Source organism: Gammaproteobacteria bacterium, from assembly GCA_013003425.1.
GTDB lineage: Bacteria > Pseudomonadota > Gammaproteobacteria > Steroidobacterales > JABDKV01 > JABDJB01.
Genome location: JABDJB010000017.1, coordinates 43,454 through 54,538 on the forward strand (window position 1 = coordinate 43,454; position 11,085 = coordinate 54,538).

At 59.3% G+C, this 11,085-nt stretch carries 12 protein-coding genes; 8 read left to right on the forward strand and 4 right to left on the reverse strand.

What is annotated here, in order from left to right:
• Positions 1-2 precede the first annotated feature (2 nt).
• The 6 genes from HKN06_03390 (at position 3) to HKN06_03415 (ending at position 6,156) form a co-directional block, all read left to right on the forward strand.
• Complete coding sequence (locus tag HKN06_03390; GenBank protein NNF60357.1) at positions 3-2,528, forward strand: DNA topoisomerase I; 2,526 nt, start codon at positions 3-5, stop codon at positions 2,526-2,528.
• Between the two features lie 19 nt (positions 2,529-2,547).
• Entirely contained in the window at positions 2,548-3,105 is a 558-nt protein-coding gene (locus HKN06_03395) for a threonylcarbamoyl-AMP synthase (protein NNF60358.1), read from the forward strand.
• On the forward strand, positions 3,106-4,029 hold the full coding sequence (gene hemF, locus HKN06_03400) for an oxygen-dependent coproporphyrinogen oxidase (protein NNF60359.1): 924 nt from the start codon (positions 3,106-3,108) through the stop codon (positions 4,027-4,029). It abuts the gene before it with no gap.
• The gene (locus tag HKN06_03405; GenBank protein NNF60360.1) at positions 4,011-4,451 is read left to right on the forward strand and encodes a VOC family protein; all 441 of its coding nucleotides are present in this window, start codon (positions 4,011-4,013) and stop codon (positions 4,449-4,451) included. The genes hemF and HKN06_03405 overlap by 19 nt, the downstream gene beginning before the upstream one ends.
• A gap of 4 nt (positions 4,452-4,455) precedes the next feature.
• On the forward strand, positions 4,456-5,010 hold the full coding sequence (locus HKN06_03410) for a peroxidase-related enzyme (GenBank protein NNF60361.1): 555 nt from the start codon (positions 4,456-4,458) through the stop codon (positions 5,008-5,010).
• Positions 5,011-5,571: 561 nt separating this feature from the next.
• Complete coding sequence (locus HKN06_03415; GenBank protein ID NNF60362.1) at positions 5,572-6,156, forward strand: DNA-3-methyladenine glycosylase I; 585 nt, start codon at positions 5,572-5,574, stop codon at positions 6,154-6,156.
• Positions 6,157-6,284: 128 nt separating this feature from the next.
• Here HKN06_03415 and HKN06_03420 read toward each other — a convergent pair whose 3' ends face one another.
• From HKN06_03420 to HKN06_03430, 3 genes are read right to left on the reverse strand one after another with little or no spacing between them, the layout of a single operon-like run.
• Positions 6,285-6,698, reverse strand: a complete 414-nt coding sequence (locus HKN06_03420) for a hypothetical protein (protein ID NNF60363.1) — start codon at positions 6,696-6,698, stop codon at positions 6,285-6,287.
• A 54-nt stretch (positions 6,699-6,752) separates the two neighbouring features.
• A complete protein-coding gene (locus tag HKN06_03425) occupies positions 6,753-7,445 on the reverse strand; it encodes a DUF3379 family protein (GenBank protein NNF60364.1) in 693 nt (230 codons plus the stop codon).
• Positions 7,442-7,945, reverse strand: a complete 504-nt coding sequence (locus tag HKN06_03430; protein NNF60365.1) for a sigma-70 family RNA polymerase sigma factor — start codon at positions 7,943-7,945, stop codon at positions 7,442-7,444. The genes HKN06_03425 and HKN06_03430 overlap by 4 nt, the downstream gene beginning before the upstream one ends.
• 98 nt (positions 7,946-8,043) lie before the next feature.
• Between HKN06_03430 and hemB the strand changes: the two genes are divergently transcribed.
• Together hemB and aroE are read left to right on the forward strand one after the other, a co-directional pair.
• Positions 8,044-9,045: a porphobilinogen synthase gene (gene hemB / locus HKN06_03435; GenBank protein ID NNF60366.1), complete on the forward strand. Its 1,002-nt coding sequence runs from the start codon at positions 8,044-8,046 to the stop codon at positions 9,043-9,045.
• A gap of 2 nt (positions 9,046-9,047) precedes the next feature.
• Positions 9,048-9,857, forward strand: a complete 810-nt coding sequence (gene aroE, locus HKN06_03440) for a shikimate dehydrogenase (protein NNF60367.1) — start codon at positions 9,048-9,050, stop codon at positions 9,855-9,857.
• A gap of 195 nt (positions 9,858-10,052) precedes the next feature.
• Here the strand turns inward: aroE and HKN06_03445 are convergent, their stop codons facing one another.
• Positions 10,053-10,577 (reverse strand): gamma carbonic anhydrase family protein, encoded by a 525-nt coding sequence (locus HKN06_03445; GenBank protein NNF60368.1) that lies wholly within the window; start codon positions 10,575-10,577, stop codon positions 10,053-10,055.
• Positions 10,578-11,085: the final 508 nt, after the last annotated feature.

The following is an 11,085-nucleotide window of genomic DNA, read 5'->3' on the forward strand; positions in this document are numbered from 1 at the left end:
AAATGAGTAAAAACCTCGTCATCGTGGAATCGCCGGCCAAGGCGAAAACCATCGAGAAGTATCTTGGCAAGGAATTCCAGGTACTGGCCTCGTATGGTCACGTGCGTGACCTCGTGCCAAAGGAAGGTGCTGTCGATCCGGAAAACAACTTCGCGATGAAGTACGACGTGATCGACAAAAACAGCAAGCACGTTGATGCCATTTCCCGAGCGCTGAAAAAAGCCGATGCGCTGTACCTGGCCACTGACCCCGACCGTGAAGGCGAGGCTATTTCGTGGCACCTGACCGAGCTGTTGCGCGAACGCAAAGCGCTTAACGGCAAACCGGTCTACCGCGTCGTGTTTTACGAGATCACAAAAAACGCGGTGCGCGAGGCGATAGCGAATCCCAAGGATTTGTCCGACCACCTGGTCAATGCACAGCAGGCACGCCGTGCGCTGGATTACCTGGTCGGCTTTAACCTGTCGCCGCTGCTGTGGAAGAAGATCCGCCGCGGATTGTCGGCCGGCCGGGTGCAGAGCCCGGCTTTACGCCTTATTGTCGAGCGCGAACTCGAAATCGAAGCGTTCAATCCACGCGAATACTGGACCGTCGACGCCCAGGTTGAAAAAGACAAGACCGAATTCACCGCCCGGCTGGCAGAATTTGACGGCGAGAAGATCGAGCAGTTCACCATTGGCGATGAAGACCATGCCAACCGCGTCGAAAAGACGCTCAAAGATGCGGCCAAAGGCAAGTTGCTCGTTGCCAAAATCACCAAGAAACAACGCCGGCGTAACCCGACGGCACCATTCACTACATCGACGCTGCAGCAGGAAGCTTCACGCAAGCTTGGCTTTGGCGCTCAGCGCACGATGCGTACAGCACAAAAACTGTACGAAGGCCTGGATACCGGGTCCGGGCCAGTTGGTCTCATTACTTATATGCGAACCGACTCAGTCTCGCTGGCGGCCGATGCCATCGAGGAAATTCGCGCTGTCATTGTCGACCGCTACGGCAAGGACAAGCTCCCCGATGAGCCCCGTGCCTACAAGACAAAGGCCAAAAACGCACAGGAGGCGCATGAAGCCATCCGCCCAACCTCCGTGGAGCGAACGCCGGATTCTCTAAAAGGGTCACTCGACAGCGATCAGCTAAAGCTTTATGGACTGATCTGGAAACGCACCATGGCGTGCCAGATGACCAGTGCGATATTCGATACCGTCGCCGCTGATCTGGTCGCGGGCGAGGATGGCCCGAAACGTCACCGCTTCCGCGCCAATGGCTCGGTGCTGGTTGAGCCCGGCTTCATGAGCGTCTACCAGGAAGGCCAGGACGACAAGAAAACCGACGACAAGGACCGCATCCTGCCGCCAATGGAAGAAGGCGATCGTGTCAATCTGAAGGAAGTTCTGCCGGACCAGCACTTCACCGAGCCGCCGCCGCGCTACACCGAAGCCAGTCTGGTCAAGGCGCTGGAAGAATTTGGCATCGGCCGGCCGTCCACCTACGCCAGCATTATCTCGACGCTGGTCAATCGCGAGTATGTCGAGCTGGACCGCAAGCGGTTCACGCCAACCGACATCGGCCGCGTGGTGAACAACTTCCTGACCAACTTCTTTACCCAGTACGTCGACTACGACTTCACCGCCAACATGGAAGACGAGCTGGACGCCGTATCACGTGGCGAGGAAGACTGGCAGCCTCTGCTGGAAAGATTCTGGGGCCCGTTCGCCAAACTGGTCGCCCACACCGAAGAAAACGTCTCGCGCGACGAAGCCGTAAATGCACGCGAGCTTGGCACTGACCCGAAATCCGGTAAACCAATGTCGGTGCGCATGGGCCGCTACGGGCCATTTGTGCAGATCGGCACCCGTGACGATGAGGACAAGCCGAAGTTTGCCGGGCTGCGTCCCGGCCAGCGCATGGATTCGATTACTTTTGAAGAAGCCATAGACCTGTTCAAGCTGCCACGCAAGCTGGGCGAAACTGCCGACGGTGATCCGGTCTCGGCTTCGATTGGCCGCTTCGGGCCGTATGTTCGCTATGGCAACAAGTTTGTGTCGATACGCGGCGAAGACGACCCTTACACAATCCAGCTCAAGCGCGCCCTCGAGCTTATCGAAGAGAAAAAGATTGAGGACGCCAACCGGCTGATAAAGGATTTTCCCGACGAGGGCATCCAGATACTGCGTGGCCGTTACGGCCCCTACGTAACCAACAAGGAAAAGAACGCCCGCGTACCTAAAGATCGTGAGCCGGAGAGCCTGACGCTGGCAGAGTGCCAGGAGCTGCTGGAGAAAGCACCGGTACGCGGCCGCCGGAAGAAAAAGAAAAAGAAAACCGGCAAGGCCGAGAGCACGACCGAACTGAAACAGGCAGCGAAGAAGGTGCCACGGAAGAAAGCTGCCGCGAAAAAGAAGAAAAAGAAAAAGAAGAAAAAGGCCGCGAAGAAAAAAACGGCTAAAAAGAAAACAGCCAAAAAGAAGACGACGCGCAAAAAGACCGCGAAGAAGACCGGCAGCACTGCCGCTTCTGACAAGGGCTGATTAAACGGGTCGTCGTTCCATGCCTGGCTCGTTCCTGATTCGACGCGCCGCTGCAGCCGTTGCGGCGGGTGGTGTTATTGCCTACCCGACCGAAGGTGTTTACGGGCTGGGCTGTGACCCGGAAAACGAAGACGCCGTTGCGCGACTGCTCGATATCAAACAGCGTCCGGCAGAACAGGGTTTGATACTCATCGCCGCACACATCGATCTGCTCAACAACTACTTCGCGCCTTTGCCTGAACCGGCGCGTCAGCAGCTGGAGGACAGCTGGCCCGGGCCACAGACGTGGCTGGTGCCGGCGGCTGACAGCGCGCCTGAGTGGATTACCGGCAGGCACACCACCATCGCGGTACGGGTCACTGACCACCCGGTGGCAAGCGCATTGTGCGCAAGCTGCGGCCACGCGCTGGTCTCAACCAGCGCCAATATCACCGGCCACCCGCCGGCACGCAGCGCCCATGCCGTTCGTCGGATGATGGGGGAGCAGCTGGACTATATACTCAGCGGCCCGGTTGGCCGGCTGGGCGGAGCGACGCCCATTCGCGACCTTCGCAGTGGACAATTGATCAGGGCATAGATGACGGCAGGTGAAAAACAGGTTGCGGCAGTGGAGCAATGGCTTTGTTCCCTGCACGACGACATTACCGCCACGCTGGAACAGCTGGACGGCGGCGCGAAATTCCACCGCGACAGCTGGCAACGGCCAGCCGGCGGCGGCGGTGACAGCCGGGTTCTGACTGACGGGGCGCTGTTCGAAAAGGCCGGCATCAATTACTCCAAGGTTACCGGCGATTCTCTGCCGGCTTCGGCTACAGCCCACCGTCAGGAGCTGGCCGGTCGCAGCTTCCAGGCCATGGGGGTTTCGCTGGTAATGCATCCGCGCAATCCGTATGTACCCACCTCACATGCCAACGTTCGTTTTTTTGTTGCGGAGAAAGAAAACGCCGATCCGGTCTGGTGGTTTGGCGGCGGCTTTGACCTGACGCCCTACTACGGCTTTGCTGAAGACGCCCGGCACTGGCACGAAACGGCACACGCAGCGTGTGCACCGTTTGGTGAACAGGTCTACCCGCAGCTCAAGGACTGGTGCGACAGGTACTTCTATCTGCGTCACCGGGATGAGCCACGCGGTATCGGCGGTCTTTTTTTCGATGACTGGAACGAGCCCGATTTTGAGACGGCGTTTGCCTTCACGCGCTCTGTCGGTGAGCACTACCTGCCTGCCTACGTTCCGATATGCGAACGCCGCCGCCACCACGACTATGGCGAGCGCGAGCGGCAGTTCCAGCTTTATCGTCGCGGCCGGTATGTGGAGTTCAACCTGGTTTACGATCGCGGCACGCTGTTTGGCCTGCAGTCCGGCGGGCGCACAGAGTCCATCCTGATGAGCCTGCCGCCGCTGGTACGCTGGGAATACGATTACCATCCCGAGGCAGGTAGCGCCGAAGCGGCGCTGTACGATGAGTTTCTCAAACCAAAGGACTGGCTGCCGCAGAGTTAACGCCAGTGACGCCTTTCCATCTCGCATTCCCCGTCACCGACCTCAAGCAGGCGCGAGATTTTTATAACGGCCTGTTGCGCTGCCCGATCGGCCGGCAGTCGAAACGCTGGATTGACTTCGACTTCTTCGGTCACCAGATAACGGCGCACCTGACCGAGTCTGCCGGGGCAGTCGCAACCAACCCGGTCGATGGTGAATCTGTTCCGGTACGTCATTTTGGCGCCATTCTGGAACTGCCGGTGTGGCGCGAACTGGCCCAGCGACTGGAACAGGCCGGCGTGAATTTTCTGATCCGGCCGCAAACCCGTTTTGCAGGTCAGGCCGGCGAGCAGGCCACAATGTTTATACGCGACCCGAGTGGCAACGCGCTTGAATTCAAGGCTTTTGCTGATCCGGGCCGCATTTTTGCCACCGAGGGCTAAGCGAATGGCATGGATAGAAGAAATAGAACCGCAGGAAGCGACCGACGAACTGAAGGAAGTCTACGAGCAGCTGACAAAGCAGCGCGGCAAGGTCGCCAACATAATGAAGGTGCACAGCCTCAACCCGGGCGCGATGCAAAAGCATCTGGATTTATACATGCACCTGATGTTTGGCAAGTCCGGGCTGAGTCGGGCCGATCGTGAAGCCATAGCGGTAGCGGTTTCGGCGGCCAATGATTGTGCCTACTGTGTTACGCATCATGCCGAGGCGCTGGCCCGTTACGAAAAAGACGCGAAGATCAGCGACATGCTGAAAGGCCTGCGTTTCCTCGACCTGCCGGACAGGACCGCGCGTATCCTCAGCTATGCCGTCAAGCTGACCTACAAGCCCAGCAACGTCGGCACCACGGACATCGACGAGCTGCGTGATGCCGGGCTAAGCGATCGTGACATACTCGACGTAAACCTCATTGCCGCTTACTTCAATTTCGTCAACCGCATTGCGCTGGGGCTTGGCGTGACTTTCTCCTCTGATGAGATGACGGGCTACAAGACATGATCTTATCGCGCCTGGAAGGCGCTCCTACGGGAAGGCCGCGTGGGAGCGGCATCCTGCCGCGATTCTTCCAGGCCGCAACCCTGCTTCGTGGGAGCTGCATCCTGCCGCGATTCTTCCAGGCCGCAACCCTGCTTCGTGGGAGCGGCATCCTGCCGCGATTTTCCAGGCCGCAACCATGCTTCGTAGGAGCGGCATCCTGCCGCGATTCTTCCAGGCCGCAACCCTGCTTCGTAGGAGCGGCATCCTGCCGCGATTTTCCAGGCCGCGACCATGCTTCGTGGGAGCGGCATCCTGCCGCGATTCTTCCAGGCCGCAACCCTGCTTCGTGGGAGCGGCATCCTGCCGCGATTCTTCCAGGCCGCGACCCTGCTTCGTGGGAGCGGCATCCTGCCGCGATTTTCCAGGCCGAAACCATGCTTCGTAGGAGCGGCATCCTGCCGCGATTCTTCCAAATGATCTCTGCGGGTGATTTTGTCGCGCCTGGAAGGCGCTCCCACGGTTTTTCCCGCTTCGTAGGAGCGGCATCCTGCCGCGATTTTCCAGGCCGCTACCATGCTTCGCATGACCACAAACACTGACAAGATAAAACGCTGTAAATGGGCACTGGGTGTAAACCAGGCGTACATCGACTATCACGACAAGGAATGGGGCGTACCGGCACGCGACGACTGCACGCAGTTTGAGTTCCTCGTTCTGGAGAGCGCCCAGGCAGGCCTGAGCTGGTCGACGATACTCAACAAGCGCGACGGATACCGCAAGGCATTTGCCGGCTTTGATCCCGAAAAGGTTGCGCGCTTCAACAAGCGCAGCGTGGAGCGGCTCGTTAATGATGCTTCCATTGTCCGCAACCGGCTGAAAATCGAGAGCGCCATCAACAATGCCAAACGCTGCCTGGAAATACAGGAAGAATTTGGCAGTTTCTGCGACTACATCTGGGGCTTTGTGGACGGCAAGCCGATCCGGAACAAATGGCGCTCCGACAAACAGGTTCCGGCAACGTCAAAAGAATCTGATGCGCTGAGCAAGGATCTGAAATCACGTGGCTTCAAATTTGTCGGCAGCACCATTATCTATGCTCACATGCAGGCAACCGGTATGGTCAATGACCACGTGGTGAGCTGTTTCCGTTACCGCGAAATCGTGTAAAAAGCGGCTTCAGCCGAAAAAAATAACTGCAAAAAATGAAAAAGGCCCGCAACGTTTCCGCTGCGGACCCTGAACCTCACGACAAGAGGCTGTGTGAAGGAGGCATCCTTCACAGGTAACGAGTCAGATCAGGCAGAACCGCCACACTTGCCTTCGCCGCATTTGCCCTCGGCGTCTTTATCGCCGCCGCACTTGCCTTCACCGCATTTGCCCTCGGCATCTTTATCGCCGCCGCACTTGCCTTCACCGCATTTGCCCTCGGCATCTTTATCGCCGCCGCATTTGCCTTCGGCATGTTTGTCGCCGCCGCATTTGCCTTCGCAGTCGCCCTTGTTCTTGTCCTTGCGGTCATGGCCCTTGTCGCCGCCACACTTTCCTTCACCACACTTGCCCTCGCCGACATCAACCATGTAGCCGCTCGACAGGGTCGTCATGCTGAACGGTGATGCATCAGCTTTGGCGGCCGCACCAACGGCCATGGACGCTGCCAGTGCAGCGCCCACTGCCAGGCTCAGGGGTTTTACACTCATTTTATCTGACATCTGCTCTCTCCTCAGTGGTTCGTCCCCGAACGGGACCTCATTAAAGATGGGCGGTCAGGTTGACCACTCCACCGCCTCAATAAATTTCTGTTCGACCGGCCGGGGATAAGTCGCGCCCGAACCGATCACGGCAATGCTGCCGCCCTTTACCGGCACGATCAGCCCAAGAAAACCGTCTTCGTCGATTGGCATGGTCTTGCTGACCTGCTCATCAGGCAGCAGCAGTACGGTTACCGGCCCTTGTTCGCTGTTGACCACCAGGTGTGACACCAGGTGGCCGCGGAAGTAACAGATACCCGCGTGCACTACGTGATCGATATCCTGCGTCAGGCGGACGCCGGTTCTCTCCAGCACCTGCACCAACCGCTTGCGCGGCACCAGTTCCGTCTCGCTCGGCACCAGTAGAGCAGCCTCGTGGTAGAGGTGCTTGATTACATGACGTGGCAGCCGCTCGGGACTGTAGCTATTGAAAACTGTAAACGCCGCTGCGAATACGACGACAACACTGGCAGCGAGCGCTACCCGGCGCCCGCGTCGACGAGACTGACCAGTTGCTGCCAGCATGACCCGGGCTTCCAGATCAGCCGGCGTTTCCACCATCATGGCATCGCGCAGGTGGGAATCGAGCTGCTGCGTTTCACGGGTGAAATCAGCGCAGGCACGACAAGCCATGCGATGACGCATAGCGTCGGCGCCGATATGGGATGGTTCGCTGGTAATCAGTCTGCGATAATCGATGCAGTTCATTGTTGTGCCTTAACGCTGTCTCTGTTCAGACTCTTCTGCAGTTTCTTGCGCGCGCGGAACAAACGCGTAAGAACCGCACCCTGGCTCAGGTCCATGAGCTCTGCGATTTCCGCCGTGCTGTAGCCCAGCAGGACCTGCAGCACCAGCGGTTCGCGATAGTCGTTATCCAGTTCGAAAATCAATTGCCGCAGCTCACCAATTTCTGCTGCCTCGTCGCGGCAGCTAAGCAGCGCTTCGGGAAAATCCTTCGCCTGCAGGTCCACCGGCTCCGGCCGCTGCCGCTCATAATAACGGGCATGCTCGCGGCGGATGATGCGCATCAGCCAGCCCTTGGCGGCGGCAGGCTCCCGCAGCGTATGCAGCGAGCGCCAGCCACGCAACAGGGCTTCCTGCACCAGGTCTTCGGCCAGGTGCGGATCACGAGCCAGCCACAGTGCATAGCTGTGCAGCTCGGGCAAAACGCTGCGTACCAGCGCCTCAAATTGGAAATGCTTCGACATCTCTGCCTTACCAGACCGGGCGACAGCCCGATTTATTACCGCCACGGCAGCTTTGGCCTACAATAGCAGCCCACCAGATTCCAGCCGGGTTACATAACATGACCGATCTTCCGCCGCAGAGGTTCCCTGCTACACGGCCGCGCCGCCTGCGACAGGACGAGTTTTCCCGGCGGCTGGCAGCAGAAACAACCCTGTCCACCGATGACCTGATCTGGCCATTGTTTATCCAGTACGAGGCCGGGACCAGCCCCGTTACGACCATGCCGGGTGTGGCCCGCCTGGGCCCCGACGAACTGCTGGAGACGGCAAAAACAGCCTGTGAGCTGGGCATCCCGGCGCTGGCCCTGTTCCCCTCCATTCCCGACGGGCAAAAAACCGCCGATGGCCGTGAGGCATGGAATCCGGATGGACTGGTCCAGCGCAGCATTCGGGCACTGAAAAAGCACGTGCCGCAGATCGGCGTGATCGCCGATGTGGCGCTCGACCCGTTTACCAGTCACGGCCAGGACGGAATTATTGACGACAAGGGCTCGATCCTCAACGACGAAACGGTCGAGCTGTTGGTAAAACAGGCGTTGTCACTGGCCGAAGCCGGTGTCGATGTGGTCGCACCGTCCGACATGATGGACGGACGTGTCGGCGCTATTCGCAGCGCGCTGGAAAAAGGCGGTTTTCGCCGCACCCGCATCCTTGCCTATGCAGCCAAGTATGCATCGAGTTTTTATGGGCCGTTTCGCGATGCGGTAGGCTCGGCCGGCAAGCTGGGCGCCGCCGACAAAAAAACTTACCAGATGGACCCGGCCAACAGCGACGAGGCATTGCGCGAAGTGGCGATGGATATTGCAGAAGGCGCCGACATGGTGATGATCAAGCCGGGCCTGCCGTATCTCGATATCGTGCAGCGTGTAAAGGAAACTTTCGGCATGCCGACAATGGTCTACCAGGTCAGCGGTGAATACGCGATGCTGCGCGCAGCCGTGGATGGGGGCATGCTGAACGAGACGGCCATTGCCGAAGCACTGCTTTGCATCAAGCGGGCCGGCGCAGATGCGATCCTGACTTATTTCGCCGGCGACATTGCCCGCCAGCTACAACGTTAAACATGACTGATCGCTACGCTGTAATTGGCCACCCGGTGGCGCACAGCCGTTCGCCCGAGATACACGAACACTTTGCGAAGCAAACCGGTCAGCAGCTTTCCTACGAATTGATCGACTGCGCTCCAGCGGAACTCAACGCAACAGTGGGCCGGTTTTTTTCCGCCGGCGGCAAGGGCCTGAACATTACTGCGCCGCACAAACAGTCAGCCTTCCTGCTGGCAGACCTGATCGCAATGCGCGCGCGGGTTGCCGGCGCCGCAAACACGCTCAAGCTGGAAGCCGACGGCCAGATAAGCGGTGACAATACCGACGGTACCGGTCTGATACGTGACCTGGCGCAAAACCTCGGTCTGGCGCTGTCGGGTCGGCGCATCCTGCTGCTCGGTGCCGGTGGTGCCGCACGAGGAATACTGGCGCAGCTGCTGGGGCAGCGCCCGGCCGCGCTGGTCATCGCCAACCGGACGCATGAAAAAGCACTGAAGCTCGCTGAGACCTTCAGCGGCATGGGAAACGTAAGCGCCGGCCGGCTGGAGCGGCTGACGGAGGGCTTTGACCTGATCCTGAACGCCATTGCCAGCGGCCCGGACGATGCCGGTCCGGCGATCGATCCGGTTGCGGCAACCTCTGCACACTGCTACGACCTGACCTATACCAGCGAAGACACGCCGTTCATGGCGTGGGCGCGCAACAGCAACGCCGCATCAGTGCACGACGGCTGGGGCATGCTGGTAGAACAGGCGGCCGAGTCCTTTTACATCTGGCGCAGAGTCTGGCCGGACACCACCGACCTGCTCAACCGCAAGCGCATGTAGGAGCGGCTTCAGCCGCGAACAAACCCCGCGCCGTCTCAAACCACGTGTAGGAGCGGCTTCAGCCGCGAACAAACCCAGCGCTAAAGTCGTTCCCACGAAACACAGTGGAGAACACGCACGATGGTGCTGGTGGCACGGTACCCAATGAGTGGCAGATGAGCTGCATCGCCGCAGGCGATGTCTGCTCCATCTGCATTATTCGCGATAAACCTCTTTTAGCTTGACGTAGTGCCGCGCCGAGTAAGCCAGCATTTCAATCTCCTGCCCGGTCAGCGCGCGCACCCGTCTTGCCGGGCTGCCGCGATACAACGAGCCGGCCTCCAGCCGTTTACCCGGGCTCACCAGGCTGCCGGCAGCGACCATAACCTCCGGCTCCAGCTCCACCCCGTCCATGATGATCGCACCCATACCGATCAGACAGCGATCGCCGATGGTGCACGCATGCAGCGTCACGTTGTGACCCACGGTAACTTCCGCACCGATCAGCAGCGGCATGCCACCCGGCGAATACGGGCCATCATGAGTGACATGCAGGACGCAGCCATCCTGGATATTGGTGGCGGCGCCGATGACAATTTCGTTCACGTCGCCGCGCGCGACGGCCATCGGCCAGAAAGAAACGTCGTCGCCACACCGTACCCGACCAATTACCCGGGCGCTTTCGTCAATGTAAACGCGCTGGCCCAGCTGCGGCTGGTGGCTGTCAAATTTTCTGATCATGGGTGAATTTTACGGGCGTAAGCTATCTGGCGCGAATCACACCCGGATTCTTTTCAGTAAAGTCGCTCCCGCAAGGGAGATGTTTAAATTTCGCGGGATCTATTCGCGGCTGGAAGCCGCTCCCACAATGCATTGCGAACGACCGCCGCTAATCATCGTTCCAGGCAGTCGCGGCTGGAAGCCGCTCCCACAATGCATCGCGAACGACCGCCGCTAATCATCGTTCCAGGCAGTCGCGGCTGGAAGCCGCTCCCACAATGCATTGCGAACGACCGCCGCTAATCATCGTTCCAGGCAGTCGCGGCTGGAAGCCGCTCCCACAGAGTCGTTCCCCAGGATGCATCATCGACAATTGCCGAACCGGCCCGGCCGGTTCGACTCCTTTTACCCTGCCAACCCACCATCAGTCGCGACGCTGACCGCGTTGACGAAGGATGATTGCACTCCATTCGCGGCTGAAGCCGCTCCTACAGGGGGGCACAAGGGCGTGGTAGGGTTCGCGGCAGGT